Source organism: Roseibium aggregatum IAM 12614 (genome assembly GCF_000168975.1).
In the GTDB taxonomy this organism is placed as follows: Bacteria; Pseudomonadota; Alphaproteobacteria; order Rhizobiales; family Stappiaceae; genus Roseibium; species Roseibium aggregatum.
In genome coordinates this window covers 56,575-70,864 of the sequence record NZ_AAUW01000014.1, presented here as the reverse complement: position 1 = coordinate 70,864, position 14,290 = coordinate 56,575, and the positions used below count along the sequence as shown (strand labels likewise).

The following is a 14,290-nucleotide window of genomic DNA, read 5'->3' as shown; positions in this document are numbered from 1 at the left end:
CATCAAACGGCGTGGCTGATGCAAAGGCAAGGCGCTTCGCTGGAATCATCCTTTTTCCAAACTGGCGCCCCGATTCCGGCTAAACTGGATCTTACCTGCCAAGTATAGCACCCATCATAAAGGGATCGCATTGCCGATTTAAACTTAAACGGCAATCTGATCAATTTCGCTACCTAAGGGAGATCCGGCCATGCCGACCGCAGCCAAACGCCGTGCCGCCTTCAAAGCTCTTCACGAAAAAGGGCGGGCCTTCCTGATGCCGAACCCCTTCGACATCGGCACGGCCCGCATCCTGGATGGCTTGCGGTTCGACGCGTTGGCCACCTCCAGCGCCGGGTATGCCTGGACGCAAGGAGTGAAGGACGCCGAAGGGCTGATCACGCGAGACGATGCGCTCGGTCATGCGGCCGATATCATTGCCGCTACCAGCGTTCCAATAAACGGTGACCTGGAAAACGGGTTTGGCGACAGTCCGGACGATGTGGTGGCAACGGTCAAGGGCGCGATCGAAGTTGGCCTTGCAGGTTGCTCCATCGAGGATTACTCCACCGATCCCAAGCATCCCTACTACGATCTGGAACTGGCGGTGGAGCGGATCAAGGCGGCCGTGGATGTGAAGAACCGGCTGGCGCCGGATTTCGTTCTGACAGCCCGAAGCGAAGGGCCCGTGCAGACCCCATATGAGCTTGACGAGACGATCAAGCGGCTCAACGCTTTTGCACAAGCGGGCGCTGATTGCGTCTATGCACCGGAGCTGAAGGACAAGGAACAGATCACCGCGGTTCTGGCCAAGGTCAGTGCGCCGATGAACATCCTGGCCGGCCGCAAGAACTTTCACCTGACCCGCAAGGAACTGGGCGACATGGGCGTTGCGCGTGTCTCCATCGGGTCGGGCCTCGCGCGTCGTGCCTATCGCGCCTTCATTGCTGCAGCCGAGGACATGAAAGACGGAGGAACGTTCGGCTGTTTCGACAGGACCGAAACCATGCCGGAGGGAATTCCCGATTTCGAATCCTTCATGAAGGCAAGGCCCTGATCCTTCATGAACGTTCCACGCCTTTCCGAAGTTTTTGATCGGGCTACGCCTGGTGATGCGGAAGCCATGGCAGAGCTCGCTCGGCGGGCCTATGCGCATTACATCCCGGTCATCAACGCCGTGCCTGTGCCGATGACCGCCGATTATGCCGCGCACATCCGCGATGACGACGTTTGGGTGCTCCGCTCCGGCACTGGTCTTGCCGCGAGCCTCGTCCTGATCCGGCGCCCCGGCCATCTCCTGATCGAAAGCATCGCCGTCGATCCGCAAGAGCAGGGCAATGGCCGAGGCAGGCAACTGCTCGACTGGACGCGGCAGCGGGCAACAGATTTCGGACTGAGCGAAATCCGGCTCTATACCAACGTTCTGATGACGAAGAACCGGGCCTGGTATCAGCGGGCAGGGTTCACGGAAACCCATGAGGAACAGCGCGGCGACAAGCGGATCGTCCATATGCGGCGGCGGCTGTGACCGAGCCGCTCTGCCATTTCAGTCGCGCAGAAAGATATTGATCCAGGGCCGGGCGGACCCGGCCCTGAATTTCATCATGTTGCCTGTGCGGCGCTTTCCCGACCGGCTATTCCGGGCCCCAGGTTTTCTGCTTTTTCTGCTTCATGACACCGCGCACCATCTTGCCGAAGGCCCGGTCTTTTGACCTGCGCTCAGCCAGGCTGGCGGAGTTGAAAGCCTCTTCGGCCTTCAGCTTGCGCCATCTCGCCAGCCTTCCAGCCTCCAGGGTGCCTTCCTCGAGTGCCGCTTGAACCGCACAGCCGGGCTCCGTTTCGTGGCGGCAGTCCGAAAAACGGCACAGGGACGCAAGGCCGGACACATCGGAAAACAGATCATCGATCCCCGCAGCCGCATCGGTGAGCTGAAGTTCCCGCATACCCGGTGTATCCAGCACCAGACAGCCACCCGGCACGGCATGAAGCTGCCGGTGGGTCGTCGTGTGACGGCCCTTGGCGTCGTCTTCGCGAATCGCCTGGGTGGCGATGTCTTCCGAGCCGGAAAGGGCATTTGTCAGCGTCGACTTTCCGACGCCGGACGAGCCCAGGAAGGCGACTGTCTTGCCCGGTTTGCACCAGTCCGCCAGTTTCTCGCCCGGCTCTTCTCCGCGCGCGTCCAGGGTCACAACCGGAACCGCACTCGAAATCGCCTGAGCCTGGCCGACATAGCTTTCCGGATCGGTTGCCAGATCGGATTTGGTCAGGACGATCACCGGGGCAATGCCCGCTTCGAAGGCAAGCGCGATGTAGCGCTCGAGACGGGCGATGTTGAAATCCTGATTGCAGGAGGACACGACAAAAACCGTATCGATGTTGGCGGCGATGAGCTGGATCTGGCGATCCGTTCCAGGTGCGCGGCGCTTGAGCAGGCTAAGCCGTTCCTGCACCCGGCTCGATGCCGGATGGGTTTGGTCCAGCAGAAGCCAGTCGCCCACCGTCGCGTCCCTTACGGGCAGGATCGTTTCGTCGATGCCCTCTCCAACCACGTGAAACGCGTTGCGATGAACTTCGACCACTCGCACGGGCGGTGTTGCCGTCAGCTCGTCGGAGCTTATCTGCTGTGCGAAAAAGGGTTGCCAGCCAAGCGACTGCAGCCGTGTAGGGATTTTGTCCGGCCCGCTGGTCGTCGGGCGCGAAGGAAAGAAGGCGGAATAGTTCCGTGCCATGAGATTGTCTCGTGAATTAAACACACGTCATCGGGCGCCCGTTGGGGCACCGGTTCATGTATTCAAGGCTCTCTGATCTTCAGAGAGCCTGCTCACGCAATCTCTGACATCCAATCTCCATGGGTCGCGCCTTGTGAGGCGCTCTTTCCAGATAAGCGCATACGCGGGTCGATACAAGCATCCCGCCACCAGAAAGCTGGCTTATTCCGGGCGTTCGCCGACGTAGGCGGCCCGTGGCCGGATCTGCTCCGGCGCTGCGTATTGCTCCAGCGCATGGGCGATCCAGCCGGTCATGCGGGCCGCACAGAAAATGATCTTTCCGGCGTCCTTCGGCAGGCCATAGGTCTTTTGAGTGGCTGCAAGGGCAAGGTCGATGTTCGGCGCTTCGCCGAACAGATCATGGGCAACCGTGATCAGGCCCGGCAGCCGCTGGACGAAGGGATGCGCGGGCTCGCTGCGATAAAGGACGTCAAGCAGGCACGCTGCCCGCGGGTCAGGTCCCCGGTAGATGGTGTGACCGAAGCCGGGCAGGGGTTCGCCCCGGCTCAACCGGTCCGAGAGCATGGTTTCGATGTCGGTGTCAGGGCCGACATCAGAGAGCCAGGCTGTTGTCCTGTCGGAGGCCGCGCCGTGACGCGGACCGGCGAAGGCCCCGAGGCCCGAAATCAGGGCTGCGTGAAGAGGCGCGCGGGTGGAGGCGGCGCAGCGGGTTGCAAAGGCACTGGTGTTGAGTTCGTGGTCGGCGCACAGGATCAGCGCTGCCCGGATCACGTTCTTTGCCGAAGACGATACGCCAAAGGCATTGGCGATCTGCGTGTGGATCGGGACGTCGACCGGATCTGCATTGAGAAGTGCGGCGACCGCATAGCGCAGCAGGGCCGCGCCCTTGACCTGCAAAAGCTTGGGCGCCTGGGTGTAGGCGGCCTTGTCCTGCAGCGGCCAGGCGGCCAGCGCAACCATCAACCTGTCCAGCGGTGCGAGACCTTCCGGCAGATCCGGCGGGGGCAGCGGCGCGCTTTCGGCAAACGGATCTTCCTGCGACGCCCAGAGCAGGGTTGCCACGGTTTCCAGCGTCGAGGTTTGCGCCAGATCGACCGCCGGTCGGCCGCGATAGACCGGACCGGTCTCCGAAATCAGTGTCAATTCGGTTTCCAGCACCGGGTCGCCGGTCAGGGGCCTCGCGCCGGAATAGTCATCTGCGGCCTTGCGGCCTTTCATGCGGCGCACATCAGCCGCGTCGTAGCGGCGCTGCTTGCCCGGACCGGCAACGGAGGCGATCAGCCCCCGGCTGACATAGGCGTAGAGCGTGGCGGGCTGAACACCGAGTTCGGCGGCAGCTTCACGGGCGGACAGATAAATGGGTTTGGACATGCATTGATTTTAATTATCAACATTGATCAATGCAATCGGTTCTTTCTATCTGACTGACATAGATAAGGAGATAGCCATGACAGAAGCGCCAAATCCCGCCCGGATGACACCGGACCCGATTGCCGGTCTGGAGGGCGTTGTTGCCGCCACCACGATGCTCAGCCATGTCGACGGCCAAGAGGGCGTCCTCGTCCTCTATGGCCGCCATATCGAAGATCTGGCCGGAAAGCTGAGCTTCGAAGATGCCGTCCGGCACCTGTGGCAGGATTTCGACCTGCCTGAGGCCTCTGGCCTGCGTGAAGCCTTCGGCAAAGCCCGGCGGGCCGCCTTTGCCGTCATGCCGGTTCTGGAAGCCGCCCCGTCCAGCCTCAGCGTTTATGAACGCATGCAGCTTGGTCTGGCGGCTCTGCCCCTGTCCACCGGCCTGCCCGATGCAATTGCCATCAGCGGTGCGTTGCCCGTCTTCCTGGCGGCCTCTCACCGGATTGCCACGGGCCAGAGCCCGATTGCACCGGACAGCACGCTGGAAACCGCAACGGACCTCCTGCGCATGTTGAGCGGAGAATTGCCGCCTGCCGCCCACGCCGCCGCCTTGAACCGCTATCTGGTGACCATCCTTGATCACGGGCTGAATGCCTCCACCTTCACGGCCCGCGTGATCGGGTCGACGCAGGCAAACCTGAAACAGGCCGTACTGGGCGCGATGGGCGCCCTCAGCGGGCCGCTGCATGGCGGTGCGCCTGGCCCCGTCCTGGACATGATAGATGCCATCGGACGCCCGGAGAACGCCGCCGCCTGGATCGGCGGGGCGCTGGCGCGCGGGGAGCGGCTGATGGGGTTCGGCCACCGGATCTACAGGACACGAGACCCGCGCGCAGACGTTCTGAAGGCGGGACTGCGCCTGCTTGGGGCTGACAATCCGAAGGTGCGCCTTGCGGAGGAAATCGAGCAGGCGGCCCTCGCCGCTCTGAAAGCCGCCAAGCCAGACCGTCCGCTGGAAACCAATGTGGAGTTCTACACTGCGGTTCTGCTGGATGCGATCGGCATCGATCGCATCCTGTTCACGCCGCTGTTTGCCGTTGGCCGAACCCCGGGCTGGTGTGCCCATGTCCTTGAACAGCAGGAAACCGGCAAGTTGATCCGGCCGTCGTCGCATTATGTCGGGCCAATGCCTGCCTGATCGACAGCGGCGGAGTGTCTGTCATCGCGAAGCCCCGGGCCCGGAAGACGGATCGGCTGTCTTCCGGGCGCGTGCATTCAGCCGATACACCATCTCGCGCACCCACAGATGCAGCGGCGCGCGGTGGTTGAGCGTCGTCCAGACGAGGCTGATCGTCACCGAGGTATGCACCGGGCAGGGAACCACCCGAAGCCCTTCCGCCACGGACATGGACAGCCGTTCCGGCACCGTGGCGACGAGGTTCGACCCGGCCACCAGACGCTCAAGTCCTGCCGGGCTCGGCACGCGCAGGGCGACTTTCAGGTCCTTGTTCATGCGCTCAAGCTCGATGATGTAGCGCGACCGCCACTGACCGCCGTAGGTGACCAGCACGTGATCGAGATCCAGATAATCCTCCAGGCTCAGCGATGACCCGGCCTTCGGGTGTTCCGGATCGAGGAGGCAGACGTAGCGGTCCTGATAGAGGTCGCGCCTGTAGAAATGCGGGTCCGAGCGCTCGAACGGACCGATCAGGAGATCCGCCTCGTTGCGCAGCAGACGCTCATGGCCGATGCCCGACGCGTCGATGATTTCCAGATCCAGGTTCGGCGCTTCGCGTTTCAGAAAATGGACGATCTCCGGAATGATCAGCACGCGTTCATAGAAATTGCAGGCAATGGTGAAGGTCTGCGAAGCTGTCAGCGGATCGAAGTCTGGCGGAGCGGCCAGTTGCCGGAACTCCGACGTCAACCGCTTGGCCTGAAGAACGATGTCCTCGCAGCGCTGCGTCGGGTGCAGCCGGCGCGCCTGACGGACGAACAGCGGATCCTGAAAAACGTCCCGCAGCTTGTTGATGGTATAGCTGACGGCCGACTGGTTGACGCCGAGCTCTTCCGCGGCCCGGGTGAACGAGCGGAGCTGGTGCACCCAGACCAGAACCTGCAGGGCCCGAAAATCGACATCCAACGGATCGGCCGGCATCTGCAACGTCTCCCAAGTCCTGCGATGGCATTTCAAATCGAGTAAAATCAAAAAATTCGATGACAACTATAAAGTCAATCGTATTGCTTGATTTTAAGCCGCCCGATTAACTTGGGGAATTGCCGGATTTGGGAGGAGATGGCAGATGGCGGTCGCACCTGTCGACGAAACGCTTACGCTTGCCGAACTGACACGCGATCCATATCCGATCTACAAGCGGATGCGGGCGGAAACGCCGATCGTGCAGGTTCCGGCGGCAAACCGTATTTTTCTGACCAAGGCGAAACACACCAAGATGGTGAAGGACGATCCCGAGCTTTACAGTTCGGACGATCCTGTGACACCGATGCGGCGTGCCTTTCTTGCCCATACGCTGATGCGCAAGGACGGCGAGGAGCACCGGCGTGAGCGCATGGCCATGCAGCCGGCTTTCTCGCCGAAGGTCATCAAGACCGATTGGGCCGATCTTTATAGAAAGATTGCCGCCGAGTATCTCGACCGGCTGCCAAGGGGCGAAACGGTGGACCTTTTCACCGGCCTGTGCGGACCGGTGGCGGCCCGCATCCTGGCCCATATTCTGGGCCTTGATGAAGTCAGCGACGCCGACATGCAGCGCTGGTCGCAAGTGCTTATCGATGGTGCCGGAAACTTCGGCTTCGCCGACGAGCCCTTTGCCCGGTCCGATGCGGCCAATGCCGAAATGGATGCGGTCTTCGACAGCCTGATCCCCCGGCACATGGCGGAACCCAACAATTCCGCCTTCTCCGTCATGCTGAACGCCAAGGATCCGATCCCCAGGAGCCAGATCTACGCCAACATCAAGATTGCCATCGGCGGCGGGATCAACGAGCCGCGCGACGCGCTGGCGACCATCATCTATGGGCTTTTGACCAATCCGGACCAGTTGGAAGAGGTAAAGCGGCAGGAAGCCTGGGCGGATGCTTTCGAAGAGGGCGTTCGCTGGGTAGCGCCCATTCAGGCGTCGTCCCGCCGGGCAACGCGGGACCTGCAGATTGACGGCATCGACATTCCCGAAGGCGTCACGCTGATGACCATTCAGGCCTCCGCCAACCGCGACGAGGACCTGTACGAAGACGGCGAGGCGTTCAACGTGTTCCGCAAGAAGGCCCCACACCAGGCCTTCGGCAGCGGTCCGCATCACTGTGCAGGTGCCCATATCTCGCGCAGGACCGTTGGTGAAATCATGCTGCCGATGCTGTTCGAGCGCTTTCCGGGCATCAAGCTGGACCGGCCCGAAGACGTGGTCTGGAGCGGCTTCGGTTTTCGCGGCCCCCTGAACCTGCCCGTCAAATTGACCTGAGCGAACGAAACAAACCGAGCGGGACAGAACCCGCCGAAAGGGAGAACCGCATGGTGCAGATCACCTTCGTCCAGCCAGACGGCAGCCGGACGACCATTGATGCCAACGAAGGCGCCAGCGTGATGGAAGCGGCCGTCAGCAACGGGATCGACGGCATTTTTGCCGAGTGCGGCGGCGCCATGATGTGCGCCACCTGCCATTGCTACGTGGACGACGATTGGCGGGACAAGACAGGCGAACGTGCGGACGGCGAAGAAATCATGCTTGAATGCGCGGCGGCCGAATTGCGCGAAACGTCGCGCCTGTCCTGCCAGATCAGGCTTACCGGTGCCCTCGACGGGCTGGTGGTGCATCTGCCGGACGAGCAGGCCTGAGGGAACCATTTCGATCAAGGGAGGAAGTCATGTCGAAATACCGAACCATAAGGTCGATGGCCGCAGGAGCGGTCACCGTGGGGGCACTTGCCGTCACGGCGCTGTCGCTGACTGTCAGTGCTGGCCCCGCCGCGGCGGCGGAGGTCACGCTGCGGCTGCACCAGATGCTGCCGGCGCAAGCCAGCGTGCCGAAGAACATTCTCGAACCGTGGATGGCCAAGATCGAGGAAGAATCGAACGGGCGGATCGAGTTCCAGCATTTCCCGGCCATGCAGCTTGGCGGAAAGCCCCCGGAGCTGGTCGATCAGGCCATCGACGGCATTGCGGACATCGTCTGGACCTTGCCGGGGTATACGCCGGGCCGCTTTCCGAGAACGGAAGTCTTCGAGCTTCCCTTCGTCATGACCAATGCCGAAGCCGTGTCGCGCGCCTTCTGGCAACTGGCGGAAGAAACCATGCTGGACCAGGACTTCAAGGACATGAAGGTTCTGGGGCTCTGGGTGCATGGGCCCGGACTGATCCATTCCAAGGATCCGATCGATTCCCTCGATGATCTGAACGGCGTGAAGTTGCGGGCACCGACGCGCGTGACAAACGAAATGTTCAGCTCACTCGGCGCGACGCCTGTCGGCATGCCGGTTCCGGCAGTTCCCGAAGCACTGTCGAAGGGTGTTATCGACGCCACCGTGGTGCCGTGGGAAGTCACCGGCGCGCTCAAGATCAACGAGCTGGTCAACAACCACACGGACTTCGGTGATGACTCGCTTTACACGGCAACCTTCGTGCTGGGCATGAACAAAGCTGCCTACGACGGGCTTCCCGACGACCTGAAGGCGATCATCGACAACAACTCCGGTCTGGAACTCTCCGGCTTTGCCGGCGGTCAGATGCAGCGGGACGACGCCAAGCCGCGTGATGACGCCATCGAGAAGGGGGCGAACATCATCGTGCTTCCTCCGGAGGAAGTGGCCCGCTGGAAGGAAGCCTCTGCGCCGACAATTGAAAAATGGATTGCCGAGATGGACGAAAAAGGCATGGACGGCACCGGCCTTTACAATCGCGCCGTCGAGCTGATCGAGGAAAATACAGGAAAATAGCCGGTCCGGGAGGCGCGCGGCCTCCCCACAAGGCTGCGTGGTTTCTGGCTCGTACCGTCTATGCATCCTCAAGGGCTGCAAGGTATTTGCCGGTTATTCAGGGCGTCCCGTGACCAAAGATCACGGGGCGCCCTATTTTATTATCCACCGTGGTGCCGGTCAGCCCGCCATCTGGGCTTCGCGGACGGCATATTCGATTTCCTCAACAAGGCCGTCTTCCAGGTTGAGCCGGGCCGCCAGCATCTGCAGATAGGCCTTTTCCGCCGCATGATCCGGATCGATGGCCAGGCGCGAGGCGGCATAGATTTCAGCCGCGGTCTCCGGGCAGGTTGCGCCGGCAACCACCTTGTCCAGATCAAGCGGCGAGCGCAGCTCGTCCATCAGAAAGGCTTTCGCCTCGCTGTCCAGTCCGGCCTCGTCGATCTTGTCGAATATCCGGTCCTGTTCGTCCCGGTCGATATGACCGTCAGCCTTTGCGGCGGAGATCATTGCCGTCAGGAGTGTTACAGCCGCCTGATTTTCGCCGCCCGGCTGCTCGCGCGGATCGAAAGCCGTACCGCGCGGCGCCTCCACCGGGATCGGCTCGTCGGCCGGATACTGCGGGCGCGGCGCGTTCTGCTGATTGGCCTTGTGGCCCTGGTAGGCCTTGTAGGCAAGGCCGGCAACCAGGGCGAGACCACCATAGGTCACGGCCTTCTTGCCCAGTTTGCGGCCGCTCTTGCTGCCGAGCATGAGGCCGGCCAGGCTGCCGAGCGCCAGTCCGCCTCCCTGGGACGACAGAAAATCCTTGCCCTGGGAGAGTAGGTCACCGGACCCGCCTTTCCCTGCGGCCCCGCGTTGGCCGGACTGACCACCGCCCTGGGTGCCCAGAAACTGATCCAGCAAGGATTTAGCATCGAACATTTTCGGCTCCTTAAAATTGCCGCGTGGAGCGGCTTAAATCACATTCGCATTATCAAATGGGATTTTCTGCAAGGGACGCAAGTTTGCGTTACACTCCGTCACACTTCTCCAATCCGCAACGCCTTTCATCCTGGCAACAGCGAGGAAAATCTTGAACTTCCTCACCTCAATCCGCGGTCTTTCCCTGCTATGCTGCTTCATCGCCGGGACACTGGGGAGCGGCGCCGTGCACGCCCTGTCGCTGAATGACGAGGCCGATACCTACCGCAAGATCTGGCAGGAGGATCTGCTGAAGGCTTATTCGCGCGCACTCGGCGATGCAGGAGAAAGCACGACCGGCAATCTTTATGCCTTCAACATCAAGGGTTGTTCGCGCGAGGAAACTCCCGGAACGTTGCTTTATATCCACGCCGTCCAGGACCGCGGCCAGCCGCGCGGCAACGAGTTTCCAACCTATGTCTTCACGTCCGGAACACGTCAGGACAAACCGGACCTGGCATTCAAGACCTATGCCGGCAAGCGCATTTACCTGTCCGACACGATCACCTGCGAGCCCGAACAATGCCTGTTGTCCGGCAAGACCAGGTTTTCCGACGTCTGCCTGGCGGACCCTTACGGCAACCCGGCACCGGACCTCAAAGGCCTGCGCAAGGATTTCTGGACCGATCTCATGGGCTGGCTCGGGCTTTAGCCTGTCACTTCAGCGGCAGCAGATTGTCGTCCTTCAGCGTTTCCATGGCGATTGAAGAGCGCACATGATGGACCGCCTCCTGGGGCAACAGTTCGTCGTTGATGATGTGACTGAGCGCTTTCAGGTCCGGTACCACGATCTTCAGCATGTAATCGACGTCGCCGGTCAGCGTGTGGGCCTCCTGCACTTCCGGCATGGCTGTCACCATGTTGCGGAACTTGCGGGCGTTTTCCCTGGAATGCGCGCCTAGCGTCACGCCGACATAGGCCGTCACCATCAGCCCCAGAGCTTCCGGATCCAGTGCCGCCCGGTAGCGGCGGATGATCCCCGCTTCTTCCAGCTTCTGCCGGCGCCGTGAGACCTGGCTTGCGGACAGGCCAATCACCTCACCCAGCTCGGCATTGGTCAGGGCGGCGTTGTTCTGCAAAGCGGCGAGCAGCTTCACATCAAAGCCATCCAGTGCATTCGTCATGCGCCTCTCCAAATTATCTCGCATGTTTCGTGCATCATCTTACGCGAAAACACGTGGTTTGCACACACACTGCGCGAGCTCCACGGCATTCTGAAGGCAATGACCCGTTCAACCGAGGAGGACATTCATGGGACCGTTCCCGCACGACGCGCCACCTGCACAGATCACGTCTGACAACCCCGCTGGCACCGATGGCTTCGAATTTGTCGAATTCGCCCATCCGGAGCCGGAAAAGCTGGACGAATTGTTCCGCAGAATGGGCTACCTCCCGGTCGCAAAGCACAAGAGCAAGAACATCACGCTCTATCGCCAGGGCGATGTCACCTATGTGCTGAATGCCGAACCGGGCAGCTTTGGCATGAAGTTCGTCGATACGCATGGCCCGTGCGCTCCGGCCATGGCCTGGCGCGTTGTCGACGCGCAAAAGGCGTTCGACCATGCGGTTGCCAAGGGGGTAACTCCCTATGAAGGCGACGACAAGACCCTGAATGTTCCTGCAATCGTCGGCATCGGCGGCTCGCTGCTTTACTTCGTCGACACCTATGGGGACAAAGGCTCGGCCTATTCGGACGAGTTCAACTGGCTGGGCGAGGTCGATCCGAAGCCGCAGGGCGTCGGGTTCTATTATCTCGACCACCTGACCCACAACGTCTATCGCGGCAACATGGACAAGTGGTGGGATTTCTACCGCGACCTGTTCAACTTCAAGCAGATCCACTTCTTCGACATCGACGGTCGGATCACCGGCCTTGTCAGCCGCGCGATCACCAGCCCCTGCGGCAAGATCCGCATTCCGCTGAACGAGTCCAAGGACGACACCAGCCAGATCGAGGAATATCTGAAGAAGTACAACGGCGAAGGCATCCAGCACATCGCGGTCGGCACCGACAATATCTACGAGAGCACGGATCTTCTGGCGGACAACGGTCTGAAGTTCATGCCCGGCCCGCCGGAGACCTATTACGAGATGTCCTACGACCGGGTGAACGGCCACGACGAACCGATCGAACGGATGAAGCGTCACGGTATCCTGATCGACGGGGAAGGTGTCATCGACGGCGGCATGACCAAGATCCTGCTGCAGATTTTCTCGAAGACCGTCATCGGTCCGATCTTTTTCGAATTCATCCAGCGCAAGGGTGACGAAGGCTTTGGCGAAGGCAACTTCCGGGCCCTGTTCGAGTCGATTGAGGAAGACCAGATCCGCCGCGGAGTCATCAAGACCGAAGCTGCAGAATAGCCTCCCTTTCAGGTTGCACTAGACTGGCCGCTGTCTTTCTGGAGAGCGGCCTTTTTCTTGCGCGATTGCCGTTGGGTCACCTGCCTGAACCACCCCATTTGGGCCCGGTTCCGGCCTTGCCATTGCCGTGCAATTGAACGCGGTCGCCAGTCTATGGAAAGATATCTCCTTGAACGGGCTCAAAAATTCGTCTCGTGGAATCTGGCGTTGGCTCGCGAAAAATATCGATCCTTCCAATATTTTTTCGAAAAAATTTTAAGGCCACCAACCGGAATTAACTATTTTATTTCAAAGCGATAACGACACCCTAAAGTAGAAGCTCAAAAAATATTCAAGCAAAATGCATTTTCTGCAGGAACGATTCTATAGGGGACGGGTTCTACTTACAGAGGCTGCCGAGTAGGCCCTCTGTTGCATTGTCTAAGCACGAACTCTTTATACCTCCGCACCCCCATGCGGAGGTTTTTTTTGCCCGCTCGCAGGCAACAGGCGCGTGCTCCGCCCATTGGTTTCCCGTTCGTGCCTGTCCGGCATCAGACTGCGTTCATGTTCGCCATGTCGGCTTTCGCACCGATCTGCTGCAGGAAGGCCTGCGGGTCGAATGCCGACTTGCGATATTCATCCGCTATCCGGGCCTTTGCTGCCAGAAAAACCTCTTCGTTCTGCCATTCGACAAAGGTGACGAATGTTGCCGTGCCCTCGCGGGTAGGCTGTTCAAGTACGAGGTTCTGGCGGCAGCCTTCGATGTTCTGCAACAGACCACGAATGACATTGAGCCGTTCCAGCAGAACGTCCCGCGCCTCAAGCGGCACTTCAAACCGGTCAACGCGGTATATGGGCCGGGATTCCGTGTCTGATGTCATGCTGTATCTCCTTGGGATCTGAAAGGAGATATAGCTCTACAACCTCAACTTAAATTGAGGTCAAGCGGATATTCGGACAAAGCTTGTGGCAAGGGCTGCTCAGCCCTTCACCTTCGCTTCCAGCACGTCCCAGACCATGCCTGCCACGTCAGGGCCGCCGAGATTGCGGATGGCGCGGATGCCGGTGGGGGCGGTGACGTTGATTTCCGTCAGGTTGCCGTCAATGACGTCGATCCCGACCAGGATCAGGCCCTTTTCCTTCAGCGACGGTCCGAGACGGGCGCAGATTTCGCGTTCGCGCTCGGTCAGCTCACTGTCGGTCGGCGCGCCGCCGCGCACCATGTTGGAACGCAGGTCGCCAGCGGCCGGAACACGGTTGACCGCACCGGCGAACTGGCCGTCGACCAGCAGGATGCGCTTGTCGCCATGTTTCACATTGGGCAGGAACTGCTGAATGACCCAGGGCTCGCGGAACGTCGCGGCAAAGAAATCATACAGCGAACCGTAGTTGAGGTCGTCCTGGGTGACGCGGAAGACGGCCGCGCCGCCATGGCCGAACAACGGCTTCATGACGATGTCGCCGTACTCCTTCCGGAACAGATCGATTTCCGACTTGTCCTTGGTGATCAGGGTCGGCGGCATCAGATCGGCGAATTCGGTCACGAACAGCTTTTCCGGCGCGTTGCGCACGGCTGCCGGATCATTGACCACCAGCGTGTCGGGATGGATCTTTTCCAGAATGTGGGTCGCGGCAATGTAGGAGAGGTCGAACGGCGGATCCTGGCGCATCAGCACCACGTCCATCTCGCGCATGTTGAACCGGCTCTTTTCGCCCAGCGAGAAGTGATCGCCCTTCACATCGCGCACTTCAATCGGCTCCAGCGCACAGAATACTTCGTCGCCGCGCATTGCAAGGCGGTCGGGCGTATAGTGATAGAGTTCATGTCCGCGAGACTGCGCTTCCAGCATCATTGCGAAGGCGCTGTCGCCGGCAATGTTGATGGACGAAACATGGTCCATCTGGACCGCAACTTTCAAAGCCATGAGGCAACTCCCGGCGGGCGGCGCTGCTCCAGCGCCTTTGGGATTTCAGAACGATTGGTCCAGATA

General features: G+C 60.6%; 15 protein-coding genes. 8 read left to right on the top strand and 7 right to left on the bottom strand.

What is annotated here, in order from left to right; translation table 11 throughout:
* Nucleotides 1–190 precede the first annotated feature (190 nt).
* Both SIAM614_RS18845 and SIAM614_RS18840 read left to right on the top strand, forming a co-directional pair.
* Nucleotides 191–1,036 carry an isocitrate lyase/PEP mutase family protein gene (locus SIAM614_RS18845; RefSeq protein ID WP_006936987.1) on the top strand — a complete coding sequence of 282 codons (846 nt, stop codon included), beginning with the start codon at nt 191–193 and terminating at the stop codon, nt 1,034–1,036.
* A gap of 66 nt (nt 1,037–1,102) precedes the next feature.
* Nucleotides 1,103–1,507 (top strand): GNAT family N-acetyltransferase, encoded by a 405-nt coding sequence (locus SIAM614_RS18840; RefSeq protein ID WP_157139951.1) that lies wholly within the window; start codon nt 1,103–1,105, stop codon nt 1,505–1,507.
* Nucleotides 1,508–1,613: 106 nt separating this feature from the next.
* Here SIAM614_RS18840 and rsgA read toward each other — a convergent pair whose 3' ends face one another.
* Both rsgA and SIAM614_RS18830 read right to left on the bottom strand, forming a co-directional pair.
* Nucleotides 1,614–2,708 (bottom strand): ribosome small subunit-dependent GTPase A, encoded by a 1,095-nt coding sequence (rsgA, locus tag SIAM614_RS18835; RefSeq protein ID WP_006936985.1) that lies wholly within the window; start codon nt 2,706–2,708, stop codon nt 1,614–1,616.
* A gap of 201 nt (nt 2,709–2,909) precedes the next feature.
* A complete protein-coding gene (locus SIAM614_RS18830; RefSeq protein ID WP_006936984.1) occupies nt 2,910–4,079 on the bottom strand; it encodes a citrate/2-methylcitrate synthase in 1,170 nt (389 codons plus the stop codon).
* 76 nt (nt 4,080–4,155) lie between these two features.
* Between SIAM614_RS18830 and SIAM614_RS18825 the strand changes: the two genes are divergently transcribed.
* On the top strand, nt 4,156–5,259 hold the full coding sequence (locus SIAM614_RS18825; RefSeq protein WP_040440609.1) for a citrate synthase/methylcitrate synthase: 1,104 nt from the start codon (nt 4,156–4,158) through the stop codon (nt 5,257–5,259).
* A gap of 21 nt (nt 5,260–5,280) precedes the next feature.
* Here the strand turns inward: SIAM614_RS18825 and SIAM614_RS18820 are convergent, their stop codons facing one another.
* Nucleotides 5,281–6,219 carry a LysR family transcriptional regulator gene (locus SIAM614_RS18820; protein ID WP_006936982.1) on the bottom strand — a complete coding sequence of 313 codons (939 nt, stop codon included), beginning with the start codon at nt 6,217–6,219 and terminating at the stop codon, nt 5,281–5,283.
* A 145-nt stretch (nt 6,220–6,364) separates the two neighbouring features.
* On the opposite strand from SIAM614_RS18820, the gene SIAM614_RS18815 reads away from it, so the two are divergent.
* The 3 genes from SIAM614_RS18815 to SIAM614_RS18805 are packed head-to-tail and all read left to right on the top strand — an operon-like array spanning nt 6,365 to nt 9,011.
* A complete protein-coding gene (locus SIAM614_RS18815; protein ID WP_006936981.1) occupies nt 6,365–7,540 on the top strand; it encodes a cytochrome P450 in 1,176 nt (391 codons plus the stop codon).
* 50 nt (nt 7,541–7,590) lie between these two features.
* Nucleotides 7,591–7,914, top strand: a complete 324-nt coding sequence (locus tag SIAM614_RS18810) for a 2Fe-2S iron-sulfur cluster-binding protein (RefSeq protein ID WP_006936979.1) — start codon at nt 7,591–7,593, stop codon at nt 7,912–7,914.
* Nucleotides 7,915–7,943: 29 nt separating this feature from the next.
* On the top strand, nt 7,944–9,011 hold the full coding sequence (locus SIAM614_RS18805; protein ID WP_157139950.1) for a TRAP transporter substrate-binding protein: 1,068 nt from the start codon (nt 7,944–7,946) through the stop codon (nt 9,009–9,011).
* Nucleotides 9,012–9,170: 159 nt separating this feature from the next.
* Here SIAM614_RS18805 and SIAM614_RS18800 read toward each other — a convergent pair whose 3' ends face one another.
* Nucleotides 9,171–9,914, bottom strand: a complete 744-nt coding sequence (locus SIAM614_RS18800) for a tellurite resistance TerB family protein (RefSeq protein WP_006936975.1) — start codon at nt 9,912–9,914, stop codon at nt 9,171–9,173.
* 226 nt (nt 9,915–10,140) lie between these two features.
* Here SIAM614_RS18800 and SIAM614_RS18795 point away from each other — a divergent pair, with 226 nt between their 5' ends.
* On the top strand, nt 10,141–10,605 hold the full coding sequence (locus tag SIAM614_RS18795) for a hypothetical protein (protein WP_157139949.1): 465 nt from the start codon (nt 10,141–10,143) through the stop codon (nt 10,603–10,605).
* A gap of 4 nt (nt 10,606–10,609) precedes the next feature.
* On the opposite strand, the gene SIAM614_RS18790 is transcribed toward SIAM614_RS18795, so the two are convergent.
* Entirely contained in the window at nt 10,610–11,077 is a 468-nt protein-coding gene (locus SIAM614_RS18790; RefSeq protein ID WP_006936973.1) for an Lrp/AsnC family transcriptional regulator, read from the bottom strand.
* 127 nt (nt 11,078–11,204) lie between these two features.
* Here SIAM614_RS18790 and hppD point away from each other — a divergent pair, with 127 nt between their 5' ends.
* Nucleotides 11,205–12,317, top strand: coding sequence for a 4-hydroxyphenylpyruvate dioxygenase (gene hppD / locus SIAM614_RS18785; RefSeq protein WP_006936972.1), 1,113 nt, complete (start codon nt 11,205–11,207; stop codon nt 12,315–12,317).
* 533 nt (nt 12,318–12,850) lie between these two features.
* Here hppD and SIAM614_RS18780 read toward each other — a convergent pair.
* Nucleotides 12,851–13,180, bottom strand: coding sequence for an antibiotic biosynthesis monooxygenase family protein (locus SIAM614_RS18780; protein ID WP_006936965.1), 330 nt, complete (start codon nt 13,178–13,180; stop codon nt 12,851–12,853).
* A 99-nt stretch (nt 13,181–13,279) separates the two neighbouring features.
* A complete protein-coding gene (gene gshB, locus SIAM614_RS18775) occupies nt 13,280–14,224 on the bottom strand; it encodes a glutathione synthase (protein WP_006936964.1) in 945 nt (314 codons plus the stop codon).
* Nucleotides 14,225–14,290: the final 66 nt, after the last annotated feature.

Coding starts and splice junctions, on each gene's coding strand:
- SIAM614_RS18845 (WP_006936987.1), top strand. CDS start 191: ATGCCGACCGCAGCCAAACGCCGTGCCGCCTTCAAAGCTCTTCACGAA.
- SIAM614_RS18840 (WP_157139951.1), top strand. CDS start 1,103: ATGGCAGAGCTCGCTCGGCGGGCCTATGCGCATTACATCCCGGTCATC.
- rsgA (WP_006936985.1), bottom strand. CDS start 2,708: ATGGCACGGAACTATTCCGCCTTCTTTCCTTCGCGCCCGACGACCAGC.
- SIAM614_RS18830 (WP_006936984.1), bottom strand. CDS start 4,079: ATGTCCAAACCCATTTATCTGTCCGCCCGTGAAGCTGCCGCCGAACTC.
- SIAM614_RS18825 (WP_040440609.1), top strand. CDS start 4,156: ATGACAGAAGCGCCAAATCCCGCCCGGATGACACCGGACCCGATTGCC.
- SIAM614_RS18820 (WP_006936982.1), bottom strand. CDS start 6,219: ATGCCGGCCGATCCGTTGGATGTCGATTTTCGGGCCCTGCAGGTTCTG.
- SIAM614_RS18815 (WP_006936981.1), top strand. CDS start 6,365: ATGGCGGTCGCACCTGTCGACGAAACGCTTACGCTTGCCGAACTGACA.
- SIAM614_RS18810 (WP_006936979.1), top strand. CDS start 7,591: ATGGTGCAGATCACCTTCGTCCAGCCAGACGGCAGCCGGACGACCATT.
- SIAM614_RS18805 (WP_157139950.1), top strand. CDS start 7,944: ATGTCGAAATACCGAACCATAAGGTCGATGGCCGCAGGAGCGGTCACC.
- SIAM614_RS18800 (WP_006936975.1), bottom strand. CDS start 9,914: ATGTTCGATGCTAAATCCTTGCTGGATCAGTTTCTGGGCACCCAGGGC.
- SIAM614_RS18790 (WP_006936973.1), bottom strand. CDS start 11,077: ATGACGAATGCACTGGATGGCTTTGATGTGAAGCTGCTCGCCGCTTTG.
- hppD (WP_006936972.1), top strand. CDS start 11,205: ATGGGACCGTTCCCGCACGACGCGCCACCTGCACAGATCACGTCTGAC.
- SIAM614_RS18780 (WP_006936965.1), bottom strand. CDS start 13,180: ATGACATCAGACACGGAATCCCGGCCCATATACCGCGTTGACCGGTTT.
- gshB (WP_006936964.1), bottom strand. CDS start 14,224: ATGGCTTTGAAAGTTGCGGTCCAGATGGACCATGTTTCGTCCATCAAC.